Origin of the sequence: Undibacterium sp. Di27W (assembly GCF_049340345.1) — a bacterium.
GTDB lineage: Bacteria > Pseudomonadota > Gammaproteobacteria > Burkholderiales > Burkholderiaceae_D > Undibacterium.
Genome location: NZ_JBMPOS010000005.1, coordinates 194,870 through 211,133, shown reverse-complemented (window position 1 = coordinate 211,133; position 16,264 = coordinate 194,870). Strand labels below are relative to the sequence as shown.

At 49.7% G+C, this 16,264-nt stretch carries 14 protein-coding genes and 1 tRNA gene; 6 read left to right on the top strand and 9 right to left on the bottom strand.

What is annotated here, in order from left to right:
* The first annotated feature begins 233 nt into the window (after window positions 1–233).
* The 5 genes from ACO0LF_RS12505 (at window position 234) to serS (ending at window position 7,522) form a co-directional block, all read left to right on the top strand.
* Window positions 234–2,570: a DNA translocase FtsK gene (locus ACO0LF_RS12505; protein WP_423014402.1), complete on the top strand. Its 2,337-nt coding sequence runs from the start codon at window positions 234–236 to the stop codon at window positions 2,568–2,570.
* A gap of 53 nt (window positions 2,571–2,623) precedes the next feature.
* Complete coding sequence (gene lolA, locus ACO0LF_RS12500; protein ID WP_423014401.1) at window positions 2,624–3,271, top strand: outer membrane lipoprotein chaperone LolA; 648 nt, start codon at window positions 2,624–2,626, stop codon at window positions 3,269–3,271.
* 9 nt (window positions 3,272–3,280) lie between these two features.
* Window positions 3,281–4,588, top strand: coding sequence for a replication-associated recombination protein A (locus tag ACO0LF_RS12495; RefSeq protein ID WP_423014400.1), 1,308 nt, complete (start codon window positions 3,281–3,283; stop codon window positions 4,586–4,588).
* A gap of 82 nt (window positions 4,589–4,670) precedes the next feature.
* A complete protein-coding gene (locus ACO0LF_RS12490; RefSeq protein WP_423014399.1) occupies window positions 4,671–6,119 on the top strand; it encodes a DUF4139 domain-containing protein in 1,449 nt (482 codons plus the stop codon).
* Window positions 6,120–6,226: 107 nt separating this feature from the next.
* A complete protein-coding gene (gene serS / locus ACO0LF_RS12485; RefSeq protein ID WP_423014398.1) occupies window positions 6,227–7,522 on the top strand; it encodes a serine--tRNA ligase in 1,296 nt (431 codons plus the stop codon).
* Window positions 7,523–7,593: 71 nt separating this feature from the next.
* On the opposite strand, the gene ACO0LF_RS12480 is transcribed toward serS, so the two are convergent.
* Window positions 7,594–9,363, bottom strand: coding sequence for a GGDEF domain-containing protein (locus ACO0LF_RS12480; protein ID WP_423014681.1), 1,770 nt, complete (start codon window positions 9,361–9,363; stop codon window positions 7,594–7,596).
* 323 nt (window positions 9,364–9,686) lie between these two features.
* On the opposite strand from ACO0LF_RS12480, the gene ACO0LF_RS12475 reads away from it, so the two are divergent.
* Window positions 9,687–9,776 (top strand) — tRNA-Ser (locus tag ACO0LF_RS12475).
* 159 nt (window positions 9,777–9,935) lie between these two features.
* Here ACO0LF_RS12475 and ACO0LF_RS12470 read toward each other — a convergent pair.
* The 8 genes from ACO0LF_RS12470 to ACO0LF_RS12435 all read right to left on the bottom strand — a co-directional run bounded on the left by ACO0LF_RS12470 (window position 9,936) and on the right by ACO0LF_RS12435 (window position 16,254).
* Window positions 9,936–10,283, bottom strand: a complete 348-nt coding sequence (locus ACO0LF_RS12470) for a hypothetical protein (RefSeq protein ID WP_423014397.1) — start codon at window positions 10,281–10,283, stop codon at window positions 9,936–9,938.
* 305 nt (window positions 10,284–10,588) lie between these two features.
* The gene (locus ACO0LF_RS12465; RefSeq protein WP_423014396.1) at window positions 10,589–11,380 is read right to left on the bottom strand and encodes a DNA adenine methylase; all 792 of its coding nucleotides are present in this window, start codon (window positions 11,378–11,380) and stop codon (window positions 10,589–10,591) included.
* A complete protein-coding gene (locus ACO0LF_RS12460; protein WP_423014395.1) occupies window positions 11,328–11,558 on the bottom strand; it encodes a Com family DNA-binding transcriptional regulator in 231 nt (76 codons plus the stop codon). The genes ACO0LF_RS12465 and ACO0LF_RS12460 overlap by 53 nt, the downstream gene beginning before the upstream one ends.
* A 101-nt stretch (window positions 11,559–11,659) precedes the next feature.
* Window positions 11,660–11,881 carry a hypothetical protein gene (locus tag ACO0LF_RS12455; protein ID WP_423014394.1) on the bottom strand — a complete coding sequence of 74 codons (222 nt, stop codon included), beginning with the start codon at window positions 11,879–11,881 and terminating at the stop codon, window positions 11,660–11,662.
* Window positions 11,874–13,784, bottom strand: coding sequence for a hypothetical protein (locus ACO0LF_RS12450; RefSeq protein WP_423014393.1), 1,911 nt, complete (start codon window positions 13,782–13,784; stop codon window positions 11,874–11,876). The genes ACO0LF_RS12455 and ACO0LF_RS12450 overlap by 8 nt, the downstream gene beginning before the upstream one ends.
* A gap of 2 nt (window positions 13,785–13,786) precedes the next feature.
* Complete coding sequence (locus ACO0LF_RS12445; protein ID WP_423014392.1) at window positions 13,787–14,176, bottom strand: hypothetical protein; 390 nt, start codon at window positions 14,174–14,176, stop codon at window positions 13,787–13,789.
* Window positions 14,173–15,156, bottom strand: coding sequence for a LamG domain-containing protein (locus tag ACO0LF_RS12440; RefSeq protein ID WP_423014391.1), 984 nt, complete (start codon window positions 15,154–15,156; stop codon window positions 14,173–14,175). The genes ACO0LF_RS12445 and ACO0LF_RS12440 overlap by 4 nt, the downstream gene beginning before the upstream one ends.
* Before the next feature lie 3 nt (window positions 15,157–15,159).
* The gene (locus ACO0LF_RS12435) at window positions 15,160–16,254 is read right to left on the bottom strand and encodes a hypothetical protein (protein ID WP_423014390.1); all 1,095 of its coding nucleotides are present in this window, start codon (window positions 16,252–16,254) and stop codon (window positions 15,160–15,162) included.
* Window positions 16,255–16,264: the final 10 nt, after the last annotated feature.

Here is a 16,264-nt window from a genome sequence, read left to right as displayed (position 1 = left end):
TGGCAATAGATGGCGTTTTTCATGCAAATTTCAAGCTTTTTGCTTATTTTGCATCGTCATCCTGAGATAAGGCTAAATTATAGACTATCCTCATAGCAGCCGTCTTGCCACCATCCTCTGGAACCATAACCTGTCTGTTGCAACTGTTACAGCGCACATGTTTGGCGCATACGCGGCTTCATGCTATCTTGTCAGCTTTTGATGGCTGTTCAGATGAGATTGCTCTCTGTTTTATGACTACTAGTAACGAAGCTTATACTCGAAGCAAGAAAACTGCGCCGCCTGCTGCACCTCCAAATCGTTTCCTGGTTCTTTTGATGGAGGCGAAGTGGATTGCCCTGGCCGCATTTTGCATTTGCCTGATACTGATCATGGCAAGCTTTTCCACACAAGACCCCGGTTGGTCAAGGTCTGTTGATATTCCGCGGATCCATAATATTGCCGGTAAGTTTGGTGCATGGTTATCCGATGTGCTGTTTTACGTCTTTGGCGTTTCTGCCTGGTGGTGGTGTGTGTTTGCCTGTCGCCAGGTGTGGATTTCCTACAGCAGCTTGTCGCAAAGGGTAAAGCTCAATCCCGAGCCTGAGGCCGATGTCGGCTTTTCTGAAATCCTGGTGCGTAATATTGGCTTTGGCTTACTGCTTGCTGGCAGTATGGGCCTGGAATATCTGCGGCTGCACAGCCTCAAAGTGGCCTTGCCATTAGGGCCAGGCGGGGTGCTCGGGGAGTTGATAGGCAAGGCTGGCTTTGCCGCGCTGGGTTTCACTGGTGCGACGCTGGCTTTATTGCTGATGATTGCCCTCGGTATCAGCCTGTATTTCCACGTATCTTGGCTGACCATCGTTGAGCGCATAGGCGCGGGCATAGAATGGGTATTTGTTTTCGTGCAAAACAAGCATGCTGATGCAGAAGACCGGCGTGCTGGCCAGACTGCAGCTGTCAAGCGCGAAGAAGTCGTGGTACAGGAAAGAGCCAAGATCGTTGAAGCCGCACCAATACGCATAGAGCCACAAGTAGTTGCTGTTCAGCGCTCAGAGCGTGTGGAAAAAGAAAAACAGGTATCCCTGTTCAATGAATTGCCGGATACTAATTTGCCGCCTTTATCCCTGCTGGATGAACCGCCACCAGTACAAGAAACGGTCAGCGTACAAACCCTGGAATTCACCAGCCGCCTGATAGAGAAAAAACTCTCAGACTTTGGTGTCGATGCCAAGGTGGTGGCAGCTTATCCCGGCCCTGTGGTTACCCGTTATGAAATCGAACCGGCGACTGGCGTCAAAGGTAGCCAGATCGTTAATCTGGCACGTGACCTGGCGCGTTCATTGTCACTGACATCAATACGTGTGGTTGAGACTATTCCAGGCAAGAATTTTATGGGCCTGGAGTTACCCAATCCCAAACGCCAGATTGTGCGCCTGACCGAGATTTTGGGATCCAAAGTCTATAACGATAGCTCGTCGAGTCTGACGGTGGCGCTGGGTAAGGATATTGGCGGTCTTCCTATCTGTGCCGACCTGGCCAAGATGCCGCATTTGCTGGTGGCGGGTACTACCGGTTCTGGTAAGTCCGTGGGCATCAATGCGACCATTTTGTCGCTGCTGTACAAGTCAGATCCGAATGATGTGCGTATGATTTTGATTGATCCAAAGATGCTGGAAATGTCGGTCTATGAAGGCATACCGCATTTGCTGGCACCGGTGGTCACCGACATGCGTCAGGCTGGCCATGCTCTGAACTGGGCGGTGGCAGAGATGGAACGCCGTTACAAGCTCATGTCCAAACTCGGTGTGCGTAATCTGGCAGGCTATAACGCCAAGATTGCTGAGGCTGAGCGCAAGGAAGTGCATATCCCCAACCCATTCAGCCTGACGCCAGATGCGCCAGAGCCCCTTGAAAAATTGCCGACCATCGTCATTATTATTGATGAGCTGGCTGATTTGATGATGGTAGTCGGTAAAAAAGTGGAAGAGCTGATTGCCCGTATTGCGCAAAAAGCCCGAGCTGCAGGCTTGCATCTGATATTGGCGACGCAAAGACCATCGGTAGACGTGATTACCGGTCTGATCAAGGCGAATATTCCTACCCGTATCGCCTTCCAGGTCAGTAGCAAGATAGATTCGCGCACCATCCTTGATCAGATGGGGGCAGAAGCTCTGCTGGGTATGGGTGACATGCTCTACATGCCGCCAGGTACAGGCTTGCCTGTCCGCGTCCATGGTGCTTTTGTCTCGGATGAAGAAGTACATCGCGTGGTTGAATATTTGAAATCCCAGGGCGAGCCAAATTATATCGAAGGCATACTCGAAGGTGGCACGCTGGAAGAGGGCGGAGAAGCTGGTGGTGAGAGTGCAGGTGCAGGAGGCGGAGAAGCGGATGCTTTGTATGATCAGGCCGTTGCCATCGTGCTCAAGAATCGCCGTGCCTCGATCTCGCTGGTACAAAGGCATTTACGCATAGGCTATAACCGCGCTGCCCGTCTGCTGGAACAAATGGAACAAAGTGGTGTCGTATCTACCATGCAGTCTAACGGTAACCGCGAAATCCTGGTCCCGGCCGGGAATACAGAATAACGCCAAATCAGTAGCAGAACGGCAACAGAATAGCAACAGAACAGGATAAATCAGTGAAGAAACAAACTACCATGATGACAAAGTTGGCGGCTGGTATCATTGCCCTTGCCTTGATGCCTGCACTGGCATCGGCATCTGCTGTTGAGCAATTTAAATCCTTTGTCACGAATAATAAAAGTGCCAAGGGAGAGTTTAGCCAGCAGCAAGTCAAAAAAGCCGATGGCAAGATCAGCAAAACGGCAACCGGTAATTTTGTGTTTGCCCGGCCAGGCAAGTTCATCTGGGCTTATACCAAGCCTTACGAGCAAGTCTTGCAGGCAGATGGCGACAAGTTGTATATCTATGATAAAGACTTAAACCAGGTCACCATCAAGGCATTGGGCAATGCCCTGGGTTCCAGCCCGGCGGCGATCTTGTTCGGTAGCGCCAGTTCGGCTGACCTGGATAAAAATTTCAGCTTCAAGGAAGTTGGTAATAAACAAGGTCTGGAATGGCTGGAAGCCATACCCAAGGCCAAGGATACGCAGTTTGAAAGCATAGGGATAGGCATGAAGGATGGTGTGCCTGTGGCACTGGAATTGCGCGATAATTTTGGTCAGTTTTCTATCCTGACCTTGAAAAACCTGGAAAAAAATCCAAGCTTAAAGGCCGATGAATTCAAGTTTGTTGTGCCTGCCGGTGCAGATGTATTTCGCCAGTAGTAGCGTCTAATGAATATGCTGCACAACAATTCGCGCAAAAAACCTGCTCCCCTGGCAGAGCGCATGCGCCCGACAACGCTGGACGATGTCATCGGTCAGCAGCATATCCTGGGTGAGGGCAAGCCCTTACGCGTGGCTTTCCAGTCAGGCGAGCCACATTCCATGATCTTGTGGGGGCCGCCAGGCGTTGGCAAGACTACGCTGGCGCGTCTGATGGCAGATGCTTTTCTGTGTGAGTTCATTGCCTTGTCGGCGGTCTTGTCGGGTATCAAGGACATACGCGAGGCAGTAGAGCGCGCCCAGATATTGCAGGCTACCTCGCATCGTCGCACCATACTGTTTGTCGATGAAGTTCATCGCTTCAATAAAAGCCAGCAAGATGCCTTTTTGCCGCATGTAGAAAGTGGCTTGTTCACTTTCATTGGGGCGACGACAGAAAATCCTTCCTTTGAAGTCAATAGCGCCTTGCTGTCGCGCGCCTCAGTGTATGTATTGAAATCACTGACGGATGAAGACCTGGCTGCCATGGTAGTGCGTGCCTGCGCGCGTGAACTGGATGGCTTGACATTGACGCCAGAAGCCATGGCCAGCCTGGTCTCCAGCGCTGATGGTGATGGCCGCAAATTACTGAATAATCTCGACATTGTTGCCCATGCAGCGGTCGCCAAGCATCTCGACACAGTAGATCAGGGTTTGCTGGGCGAATGTCTGGGTGATGCCTTGCGCCGTTTTGATAAAGGCGGCGATGCTTTCTATGACCAGATTTCTGCTCTGCATAAATCGGTGCGAGGTTCCAATCCCGATGCAGCCTTGTACTGGCTGGTACGCATGCTTGATGGCGGTGCTGACCCTCGCTACATGGCCAGACGCATAGTACGTATGGCATCCGAAGATATAGGCCTGGCAGATCCACGCGCCTTGCGCATTTGTCTGGATGCAGCAGAAACTTATGAAAGACTGGGTTCGCCTGAAGGTGAGCTGGCTTTGGCTGAGGCGGTGATTTATCTGGCTTGTGCAGCCAAATCAAACGCGGTTTACAAAGCCTACAATGCCGTGCGCGCCATGATCGCCAAAGACAAATCGCGCGTCGTACCAGAACATCTGCGCAATGCGCCGACCAAACTCATGAAAGAACTGGGTTATGGCAAATTGTACCGCTATGCCCATGATGAGCCAGATGCTTATGCGGCAGGGGAAACCTATCTGCCTGAAGGTCTGGAGAATGAATCCTGGTATCACCCCGTACCACGCGGGCTGGAAATCAAGATTGCAGAAAAACTCGCGTATTTGCGTAGTCTGGATGAGCAGGCTAAATGAGTAGATCAAATAAGCAGGCCGTATCACCGTCAGTGTTACCCGCAATTTCATTTCAGTTCCAAAAATCATAATAAGGAATTTTATGTATAAACCATTTACCGCAAGCGCAAGCATATTGTTATTGTCACTGGCAGGCTCAGTCTATGCACAGACAGAAGAGCAGCGCAGTACTCTGGCTGACCAAAAAGAAGTCGCCGTCACAATTTATAATGAAAACCTGGCCTTGATCAAGGACCAGCGCAAACTGTCTTTGAAGCGCGGTGCAACAGCGCTGGCTTTCCGTGATGTCAGTGCCAGGATGCGTCCTGAAACTGCCTTGTTACGCAGCTTGTCATCGCCCGGCAGTTTGTCTGTGCTTGAGCAAAACTTTAATTTCGATTTGCTGACACCGCAAAAACTGCTGGAAAAATATGTGGGTCGTAATGTCAATATCATCCGCACCAACCATGCGACCGGAGTAGAGACGACAGAGTCCGCTCAAGTACTGTCTGCAAATAGCGGCGTGGTGTTGAAAATAGGTGATCGTATAGAAACCGGTTTACCTGGTCGTATTATTTATCCGGATGTGCCAGCGAATTTGCGCGACCGCCCGACTCTGGTCATGGCATTGGATAACAATGGGGCACAACAGCAGGATGTAGAGCTCAGTTACCTGACGGGTGGCTTATCCTGGAAAGCAGATTATGTCGTCGAACTGAATGCGGCTGACGACAAGCTTGATATTTCAGGCTGGGTCACACTGGGCAATACCAGTGGCACAACTTACCGTAATGCCAAGCTGCAACTGGTGGCGGGTGATGTTCACCAAGTGCTGCAAAGAGTGGAAATTACGGGTAGTTCAATCAAAAGAATGGATAGCCCAGCACCCATGATGGCTAAAAAAGCCATGGCGGAAGAATCTTTGTTTGAGTATCACCTCTATACGCTGGACAGGCCAACCACCATCGCAGAAAACCAGACCAAGCAAGTAGCATTGTTGACAGCTTCTGGCGTGCCTGCGCGCAAGGAGTTGCTGCTGGCCGGTAGCGACTATTATTATCAAAGCAGTTATGGCGATCTTGGTCAAAAAATGAAGATAGGTGTTTTTGTTGAATTCGACAACAAAGAAGCCTCACAGTTAGGCATGCCTTTACCCAAAGGTGTCGTGCGCGTCTACAAAAAAGACGGTGCAGGCAATGCCCAGTTCATTGGCGAAGATAGTGTAGATCACACACCAAAGAATGAGAAAGTGCGTCTTAAATTGGGTGAGGCTTTTGATGTAACAGCTGATAAGAAGCAGACTGACTTCAAAAAACTTGCGGTAACAGGCAAATACAATAATGTATTTGAAAGCGCCTATGAGCTGGTATTGAAGAATGCTAAAAAAGAAGCCGTCATCGTCACCGTGCAAGAACCCATGCCTGGTGATTGGCAAGTCTTGAATAGCAGCCACCCCTACACCAAGAGCGCCAGCAATACCGCAGTATGGAAAATCAGCGTGCCTGCAGAGGGCAACACCAAGCTGACTTATCGCAGTCTGGTCAAGTATTAATGTAAGTGTGTTGATGTAAAAACGGCATTTCCCCTTGCTTGAAAATAGGGGAAATGCCTATCCCTTGATACAATAGACGATTAGCTTAGTTCACTGCACTTAAAATCATGATAGATATTCAACTTTTGCGCAAAGACATTGCCAATGTGGCAGCGCGCCTGGCTACTCGCAAGTTCCAGCTGGATGTAGAAAGCTTTAATGCCCTGGAAGCCGAACGCAAGCAAATCCAGTCTCGCACTGAAGAGCTGCAAGGCAAGCGCAATACCTTGTCCAAACAAATCGGTAATTTGAAAAGCAAGGGTGAAGATGCCTCTGCCTTGATGGCGGAAGTGGCCAGCATCCCTGAAGAGTTGAAAGCATCAGAAGCACATTTGAGCGATTTACAGGTAAGAATGAGTGCTTTCCTGCAAACCATCCCTAATCTGCCGCATGAATCAGTTACCGTAGGTGAAGATGAAACCGGTAATGTGGAAGTGCGCAAGATCGGTGCGCCACGTGCGTTCGACTTTGAAGTCAAGGATCATGTGGACATAGGTTCTGCGCTGGGTCTGGATTTTGAAACTGCGGTCAAACTGACAGGTTCGCGTTTCTCCGTCATGAAAGGTGGCATGGCACGTCTGCATCGTGCACTGGCCCAGTTTATGCTGGACACGCAAACACTGGAACATGGCTATACCGAAATGTATACGCCTTACATGGTCAATGCTGATTCCATGCGTGGCACAGGCCAGTTGCCCAAATTTGAAGAAGACTTGTTCGCGGTAAAAAAAGGTGGGCAAGAAGGTACAGGCGAGACGTTTTATTTAATCCCGACTTCAGAAGTCACACTCACCAATACCGTGCGCGACGAGATACTGGCTGCCGATGCGCTGCCTATCAAAATGACTGCACACACACCATGTTTCCGTTCTGAAGCCGGTAGTGCAGGCCGCGACACCCGCGGCATGATACGTCAACATCAATTCGACAAAGTTGAAATGGTGCAAATCGTTCATCCAGAAAAATCCATGGAAGCCCTGGATGAAATGGTAGGCCATGCTGAAGCCGTTTTGACCAAGCTGGAACTGCCTTACCGCGTCATGAGCCTGTGTACGGGCGATATGGGCTTTGGTGCCAGCAAGACTTTCGATCTGGAAGTATGGCTGCCAGCGCAAAACACTTACCGTGAGATTTCATCTATCTCGAATATGTTCGACTTCCAGGCGCGTCGCATGCAAGCCCGCTTCCGCAATGCCCAGGGCAAACCAGAATTGGTGCACACCCTGAATGGCTCCGCACTGGCAGTTGGCCGTACGCTGGTGGCTGTTCTGGAAAATTATCAGCAGGCGGATGGCTCTGTCGTCATCCCGACAGCATTGCGCCCATACATGGGTGGCCTGGAAAAGCTGGCACCAGCAGTTTAAATGGTTTTGGTTTAAAGAAAAACGCGCTTCACTACATAAAGTGAAGCGCGTTTTTTGTTGGAAGATTGCGTTTAGCCTACCAACAAATCCATTTCAGAACGGCGATCCACAAACAGGCTATTGCCGTGAATTTTTTTGGCCTGCTTCTTCGCATCTGATGCAGCGATGGATATCTGGTGATGTGAGTAATAGCGGTTTGCTCTTGACTTCACCACACCAAGAGACAGGCTGACGAGTGGGTAAAAGACTTTCTTGCCCTGTCTGTCTTCGCTGAGGTAGCCGCCTCTTTCCCTGTCTTCATTGCTGTAAAAATCATGGATGGCAGCAGAAAAACTCGCCAGTATGGCCTGGCAGCGTACTTCCCAATCCTCGCTGCGAAACAGGATGATGAAATCATCACCACCGATATGGCCTATGAAATCCAGTTGCGAATCGCAATGCTGTTTGAGTACATCACTGGTCATTTGTATGATGTCATCGCCGCGCCTGTAACCATAGACATCATTAAAGGGCTTGAAATGATCAAGGTCGCAATAGCAGGCACAGAAGGGCTGGTTCTTTTGCAGTAATACATCGATATGCTCATTGATGGGCACATTGCCAGGTAGTTGCGTCAGTGGATTTGCATAGCGTGCCGCATTGATTTGCATTTGCGTGATCTCACGCATCAAATCCGGCCCGCTACCCAGGCCTATATAGCGCCCCTGATCAGTAATGATAATGCCATTGATTAACTGCTCAGGATTGGCTTCCACAATGATATGGCTGACATCCTGCATGCTGGTATTTTTATCGACGATGACAGGATGCGCTTCCATGAATACCGTGCAAGGCTTTTTGCCATATAACTCGCGCTGATAAGGGCGGGCAAAGCGATCTATCATATGGTAGCGATTGATCAAACCAACTGGAACGCCATCATCTACTACTGGGATGATTTGCAATTTCGGATTTTGCAAGAAAATATCATCCACCTGATTATTCAGCATGCGTGGAGAAATCGTTGGTGGCGTCTTTAAAATCTTTTCTACTGTAGCAGCCTGCTCAAAACTGCCTGCTGTACGCCGCGCAGCCTGATACTGATTCGGCGTTAAAATCCGCGCAACTTCCGCCGACACGGCACGTGCTGGCGTAGGGTGAGGGCGGGCAATATGATAACCCTGGCCGCAAGCCACACCCAGGTCACGCACGGCCAGTAACTCAGCCTGGGTTTCTATGCCCTCTGCCACCACTTTGGTGCCAGATTTCTCTGCAATGCTTTGTATGGAGCGCACAAATTGCGCTTTGACAGTATCGTGATCTATGCCCTGGATAAAATGCATGTCTATCTTGACGTATTCAGGCTTTAATTCCGACCATAGGCGCAGGCTGGAAAAGCCTTCGCCCAGATCATCAATGGCAATCTCAAAACCCATTTCGCGATAATGGATGACAGCTTCGCATAGCAAGGCGTAGTCATGCGTGGGCTGGTATTCAGTCAGCTCTATGATGACGCGCTCAGGATTGATACCCAGCTCATGGATATAATCCAGCGTCTCACCGTAGCGCACATCTCTTTGCAGCAGGCATTCCGGACTGACATTCAAGAATAATTTGCCAGGCAATTTTTGCGCAGCGAACTGCTCCAGGACGATACGGCGGCATAGATGTTCCACCGTGACTGTCAGGTTATTGTCCCACGCCGCCTTGAATAAATTGACAGGGGAGTGCAAGGGGCTATCCGATGGGCCACGTATTAAACCCTCATAGCCCAGGATATCGCCATTCTGCATTTGCACGATGGGCTGAAAGCGTGCGGTAAGGAGGCGTTGCTCGATAATGCGCCGCAGATGCGTTAGCATCAGCGCCGCTGACTGCGCACCAAACTGATCGACATCCTGCCCTGATACCAGGTTTTGCTGAGACAAATAATCCACAGTATCTCCCGCTAAACTACTTTCCATTGAAGCCAAGCCCTAAAATTAATTCATATCACTACCGCTACAGACGCAAGTCGCCTAACTTAGTGCATTGCGCCAGAATATAATCTTGCTTTATGACATCTTCATGTCGTCCTGTGATCTGGCAATTCAAGGCACTATGATTGTGTTAAAACGCTCATTTTGATTTGAGCGGTTTTTTTGCTATAATCTGAGGCTTCGTTTGATAACGAACAACCCAAGCCGGAGAAGTGGCAGAGTGGTTGAATGTACCTGACTCGAAATCAGGCGTAGTAGCAATACTATCGGGGGTTCGAATCCCTCCTTCTCCGCCAATATAATCAAGCACTTAGTCAAGCACTTAGCTTGAAATAAAAAGACCAGCAATTGCTGGTCTTTTTATTTTTTTTACTGTAAGCTCGCGCCGATTTTGTCCCTCGTTCGCGCTTTGTTTGTCCCTGAGTGAAATCGTGAATTAGCTACTTTTTTGCGTTTTATTTGGCGCTCGCCAAGTTACATACTTTCTCAAGTTTCTTATTGATCAATTCAATTTGTTTTTGCCAGTCCTCTGTTACCGAATTCATCAAAGTTAATTGCTCCTTGGCAAATGTAAAGTATTTAACGGCACTGCTGATATCCCCCAGTTTTATTGAAGCCTCCCCCATTTCCTTAAGGAAGATAGGGGTGGCTATCTTTAAAAATTGAGCCGACTTGTCTAATTCGATAATCTCAATTCCGACTGAAACAACGCTTAGGTAGTCCTTGCCTTTCTTAGCAATACGGAGCGTATCTCGGAGGCGAATAAACTCCTCAAATAGTGCCTGATCCCATTTCTCAGTCATTCCAACTAACTCCTAAGCAAGTATCAATTTAATGGGGAATTCAAAATCTTCTTTACTTCAACGTCGGTGAACTCCTTTTTACATTCATTGCATCTAAATCCAGCAAAACTATCATGGTCGCTATATGACTGGACGACCTCTCTGGTGTCTATAATCTGGCCACCACAGTCTGGGCAAACAGGCACAATTTTGTTATTCATGGCAACACTCCGTTAAAGGGCTAGTTATGAGTCGAGCGATTTCTGTAGTAACAATAACATGCAAATCTGCAGAGGATAGAATTTAGTAAATCCTATACGATCTCATCAAAACAAACTGTCCATTAGGTGTGGCTCCCAATTAACAATCACCAGTTCCTTGCTCACTCCTGGCTGTCCATGTGTATTGGATACGCAATACTTTATGTCCAATCCCAGCATGTGCAAACCGTTAAACACCTCCCTAATAACTGGGTGATCATTGATGCTGACCATGACCTTTCCCTTGCAGGTTTTCATAAACTCAGCCATCAGCACATAGTTTTCAAACTCAAAATCTACACCGTACCCCTCTGTTTCCCAGTACGGCGGGTCGCAATAGAAAAAGGTATGCGCCCGGTCATATCGCTTCATGCAGTCTAACCAGGGCAGGTTTTCCACATAAGTGCCAGCTAAGCGCAGATGGGCTGCGCTCAGGCTTTCCTCTATGCGGCATAGGTTAATCGGTGATCCGGTCGTGGCCGTGCCAAAGTTCTGACCTGTCACCTTGCCGCCAAAGGCGTGCTGTTGCAGGTAGTAAAACCTGGCCGCACGCTGTATATCCGTTAAAGTTTCCGGGATAGCGGCCTTCTGCCATTTGAATATCTGGCGGCTGCTAATCGCCCACTTAAACTGCCTTACAAACTCTTCCATGTGATGCTGGACGACCCTGTAAAGGTTCACCAGCTCGCCGTTGATATCGTTGATTACCTCTGTTGCCGCTGGCACTGGCCGTAAGAAATACAAGGCAGCGCCACCGCAAAATACCTCGACATAACACTCATGTTTCGGGAAAAGCGGTATCAATTTATCCGCCAGTCTTCGTTTGCCACCCAGCCAAGGGATGATTGGATTCGTCATTCTTTGCTACTCCTGGTGACGCTCCTGGGCGTTCAGGTATGGCACTCGTGGCGCTCAATTCATTTAACGCTTTGCACCTGGGGCATTTGATACTGAGCCTGGTGTATTCGCCTGCCCCAAGTTTTTTACTACACTTTCCACATCGTATTTCCTGCAATTTAACGCTCCGTGATAACATTCGGCCCACCTGTACAGGTGGCAGGGCCGTGGTTTGAGCGCAGGTTACTCTGCAATCAGATGACTGGGCTGGTGTTACCGCACTAGCCCGGTCGCTCTGTTCTAAACTTCGATACTGACTACTGTTAGATCTGGCGCATCGCCTTCTATTACGCCATCCTTAAAGAAAACCATCTTGTTCACCGTTGCTGGGCCTCTGGCAGTCACCTGAGCGCCACCAGGCAGCTCTATGATGTTGTGACCTGGCCGGACTGCAATCACCTTGCCAACCAGCAGCGGCGGGTCTGGAATCAAGGCTTTGAATACTTTGTAGATGTTAGCCATGGGTTTGCACCTCTATTGTCTGCCTGACCTTGGACATTTCCGCACTGAGCGAGACGCCTTTAACCACGCCCATTACTTGGCCAGTGTCCACGTACCTGGTCATCTTGCCTGGCAAGATGATTCCGGTTTCCTGCAGCACTGGCAAGCTCAGCGAGTAGCTGGCATTGCGGCCTGTCTCAGCAAGAACAGAAATGCCGCGCTGTCTGGCAGGCGCACTGTCAGTAATCAGGGCATCTGTGACCATAGGGGCCAGCTTGTCACCAGCAGAACCAGCCCGTTTAACGTACCCAAGAATGCCGCCAGCCGTCGCACCAGACACATAGACAGCGTTATAGTCCGGCTTGTCCATCCAGCTAATAGACTCCCTTGTCACTGCTGCTGATGGCAATTCAATATCTGGCGAGGCGTCGGCCCATTCCCAGGGTTTAACCGGGAAGCGCGGCAATATCCGCAGTGTCAGGGCTGTAGGGTCTGGCTGGATGAATGCGCCTGCAGCACTGGCGATCGTCGTCAATGCAGACATGTAGCTGCCCTGATGGCTCCAGACTCCTGCAGGGACAAGCCAATCATCTATGCGCCAATCTACAGACCAGCCTATAGGCACACCGTTAATCATCAGCGCGTCATTCATGAGTTGCTGTGCTGTGCGCTCGATGTCATTCTTAAACGTCAGGATCGGGCTGTATGGGTCTGCCAGCATGGCAGAAAGCCCACGGCCACTAATGGAAATGGTGGATTTGCCAAACACCTTTTCTCGTTGGATATCTTCGGCCAGCAAAGAAAACTTTTGCCCATTGACCGACGCTTCCAAGATCACCCGATCACCAGCTTGACCAGGCTCAACCAGGGACAGCGCGGACGCTGGCATCGCTGTAGAAAACGACCATGTCCAGCTATCCATATCAATCTGCATTTGCAGGGTAGTGGCGGGCAAAATGTGATTGCCTTCAACACGTTTTATCAGTACGTCGTTCAGCACAATATATGTCCTTTTAACGGGTATCACTATGGTGTTAATCGGTGGTGCTGTTCGATCACAAACAAACACCAGGTTGGCGTTATCTGTCCAGGGAGCTGAAAACACCAGGTCAACTGCATTGCCTAGAGGCGGCACGTAGCAAGGCGTTTTAATGGGTGGCAGGACTTCAGCAGCTTTCCCTGGTCGCGGCCTCATTGCTGTCTGAAAGGCCGTACGGTCCTTTACCTGGAACCCTTTGGCCTTTTGGAAACCGGTTTGCCCTTGCACCAGGTATGCCTGTCCATCGCTCCAGCTTGATACGCGTACAGCCCTGCCAATTGGCTGCATGGACTGAAACGCCAGGCGCAATTCGACCTTGATGGCTTTGGCAGACTGCCAGGCTGTATTGGCTGATACCCGCGCCCTTGGCGACATCGACGCGAAACCCGCCAGCACGCCCATTGCTCCATGTACTGCCTCGGCATGCTTTGCCGTTGCACTCGCCCGATTGCCTGTCATCGTGTGGGCCAGTTTGACCTGGCCACGAGCAAATAGTGGTTTGGCGGCTTGCCAGCGCTCAGGGACAGTGGAACTGCTGGCCAGCATGCGCTGATAGCGTGATTTAACGCTGGATTCAACCTGGTCAGCTTTTTGCCAGGTATTGATTATCCTACTCACCACGGGCCTGGCTGTATCTGACAAATAGGTTACAACACCCCGGACAGACAAAGCCGGGAACGCTCCGGCAAGCGCACTATGGATGTCTGGCAATGGTGGAAGCACAATGTCATGTCCACCGAATACTAGAGTCACTGGGTTCTCTACAGGTTTATCCGAAAACACCAATTCAACAGGCTCATATGGCGCTGGCCCGCTGCCAAACACCAGCAAGACTGGGTTTGTCAATGGTGTATCAGAAAACAGTAAAAGGCTAGGTTCAGACACGTTTATCCCAGGACAGCCGATGTAAGAAGGGCTTTGCCACCTTCATAAAGCTGGGTTTTCTCAAGCTTGATAACACCATCACCAGTCTGGTCAGATACATCGCAATCAAAAGCCGTTACACCCGCACCAGTCATGACACGTGCCCACGTAGCCTGGCCCGTTTTGATAATTAATCCAAAGCTGGCGGCAGTCAGTGTCAGCACACCTTCTGCCACTGTTCCGGCTGGCTTGGTCAGTACTATCTCTACCAGCAATTCCGACTCCGGCCCACTAGGTGCCGGTTGAACGCCTGTAAAAATACGTATCTTTGCAGGTGACGAACCAGCATCGAGATGGCCCAGCGAACCAGCGTGCCTGGCGTTTTGATGTGCCTGGGATACATTTAAAATCATGGCATCAATTCGGGTGTTAAATTGTCAGCAACCACTGCACGCTCATTGTGGGTATGGTCATACGTCAGTACAGTGTATTTGATGCCTGGCGCAATATAGTTAAACGAGAAAGCCCCGGTTACTGGGTCGCTCCAGGTTTCACGTATAAGCAAGCCCTCTTTTTCACGGTATAGCCGTACTTTTGTAGACACAGCGGAATCGGGTGTACCCTTTACCTTCGTTACACCTGAGATACGACCACGTCCACCAAAAACGAGGTCGTTCTCTCTGTTCTTGAGTAAACCATATTGCAAGGGCTTCAGGGTGGTCGGAGGTCCGCCAATTGCCATGGCCCGGTGCATTAAATTTGATGATTTAGCAAAGATGTCTACTCGTGTCGTATCGGCTGGACCAGGTGGAGTGAAATTGCCCGTATACCTTGCAATGCCCGCAGTGATACGTAAGTCATCAAGGTAGCATTGTGATCCTTGGATGCCGCGATCAGAACCAATTACATTGACATTAAATGTGCCTGAGACGCTTGGCACATTGCTAGAAGCGACGCCATCCAAGTACAGATAGAGCTTGTCAGCCAAACGCACAGCCGCAACGTGATGCCACTCGTTCAAACTCAAGGTTGCCGTATTACCTGTGTTTTGAGGATAAAAGATCAGTTTTTGCCCGAGAAGATATATTCCGCCATTACCTCCACTGCTGATAATTAACGCGGCATAAGTGCTGGTAGCGCTACGCAAATATACCCAGCACTCAGTTGTCCAATCGCCTGACCCCAGGGACAAATCTGGGATAGACAAAAAATCTGCGTCACCATTTAGCTTTAAACTTGAGCCGCCATAAACGCTTTGCTCAGTCGATAACTTGGCTCCTCCAGCCACGGTCACAGTCAGGTTTTTTGCCCCGGCGTTTTGAATTGCAGCACTATTGTTCGCGCCGTTAAACGGTAAGATGATAGGCGTGTTCAAAAAATATGGATCGGCCATGATCTATCTCCAAGGCCCAGTGGTATCAAACAAGACTGCTCCATTCACTATGCCATTGGATACCACTGCACGCAGAAAACGTCCGGCCAAATCCGCCTGGCCTATGAGTAAGTCCTTTGTTGATAGGACGGCATAAGCATTGTTTTGCGGAATAGCATAAAGACCAGGCAGGTTTCCGCGATATGCTTTGCTACCATATTCAGTCAGCGTGAAATTGACCGTATAAACACCGCCATCAGGCCCATTTGGAAATGGCATGGCACTAGACACATTGCCTGAGTAGACGTTGTAATCCGCATTCATCAAAGGGAATGTCCGCAGCATTTGTATAGCTGAGCCAAGGCCAGTGTAAGACCGAGGCAGATACACATCTGCTGCACCGTTGGAAGAAAAATACAATTGCGCAGAGTTAGTTTGATAAGAGCCATTTAACGCTGTGCCGTTACCAGATATCGCACATGCAAATGGATCACCACTGGTTTTGGTGGGCACAATGTCCCCAAAATGCGTAATTTCTGGAACATTGAGGTAGGACGTTCCCGAAAATCGGACAAGGTAAAACATCCTGGTATCGGTAAAAACCATCCAGGTTCGCGGTGTTGCATCTGCAGTACCAGACTTCTGCCACCAGTAGCCGCCAGCAACCTGTAAATTTGTTGGAAATGATCCTGTACCAGTATTGATATCAGTCATTGCCTCATAGCCAATAGCACGAGCATGAATAGTTGCTGTGTCATCGAGGCGCAAATAGCATCCAGTGCCTTGTGTGTCGGTAGCCTTGTATGCTGCAGTATTGGTAGCAGTGTATGCCTTAGCCCAGCCAGCGCCAGCCAGTTTGGCAGTGATCGTGCCCGTGGCGGTCTGGTTTCCTATCCCAGTAGTAGTAAACGATACTGAATTGGGAGTTACAGCAGTTACTCTAGCTTCACCGTTTAATTCTGCAGGGCTAATTACACCTGCGATCAAAGCGACTGTACCCACGGTAAAGCTGTGGCCAGCGCCTACGTTTAACGTGGCCACATTTCCAGCCACAACGGCAGATGTGACAGAGACAAGGCCAAAGCCATTGATCAGGCAGGCATCTAATACGGCAATCATGCTGCCCACC

Excerpts from the sequence above, each read along its gene's own strand:
- ACO0LF_RS12505 (WP_423014402.1), top strand. The coding sequence starts at position 234 with ATGACTACTAGTAACGAAGCTTATACTCGAAGCAAGAAAACTGCGCCG.
- ACO0LF_RS12495 (WP_423014400.1), top strand. The coding sequence starts at position 3,281 with ATGAATATGCTGCACAACAATTCGCGCAAAAAACCTGCTCCCCTGGCA.
- ACO0LF_RS12490 (WP_423014399.1), top strand. The coding sequence starts at position 4,671 with ATGTATAAACCATTTACCGCAAGCGCAAGCATATTGTTATTGTCACTG.
- serS (WP_423014398.1), top strand. The coding sequence starts at position 6,227 with ATGATAGATATTCAACTTTTGCGCAAAGACATTGCCAATGTGGCAGCG.
- ACO0LF_RS12480 (WP_423014681.1), bottom strand. The coding sequence starts at position 9,363 with ATGCTAACGCATCTGCGGCGCATTATCGAGCAACGCCTCCTTACCGCA.
- ACO0LF_RS12470 (WP_423014397.1), bottom strand. The coding sequence starts at position 10,283 with ATGACTGAGAAATGGGATCAGGCACTATTTGAGGAGTTTATTCGCCTC.
- ACO0LF_RS12465 (WP_423014396.1), bottom strand. The coding sequence starts at position 11,380 with ATGACGAATCCAATCATCCCTTGGCTGGGTGGCAAACGAAGACTGGCG.
- ACO0LF_RS12460 (WP_423014395.1), bottom strand. The coding sequence starts at position 11,558 with ATGTTATCACGGAGCGTTAAATTGCAGGAAATACGATGTGGAAAGTGT.
- ACO0LF_RS12455 (WP_423014394.1), bottom strand. The coding sequence starts at position 11,881 with ATGGCTAACATCTACAAAGTATTCAAAGCCTTGATTCCAGACCCGCCG.
- ACO0LF_RS12445 (WP_423014392.1), bottom strand. The coding sequence starts at position 14,176 with ATGATTTTAAATGTATCCCAGGCACATCAAAACGCCAGGCACGCTGGT.
- ACO0LF_RS12440 (WP_423014391.1), bottom strand. The coding sequence starts at position 15,156 with ATGGCCGATCCATATTTTTTGAACACGCCTATCATCTTACCGTTTAAC.
- ACO0LF_RS12435 (WP_423014390.1), bottom strand. The coding sequence starts at position 16,254 with ATGATTGCCGTATTAGATGCCTGCCTGATCAATGGCTTTGGCCTTGTC.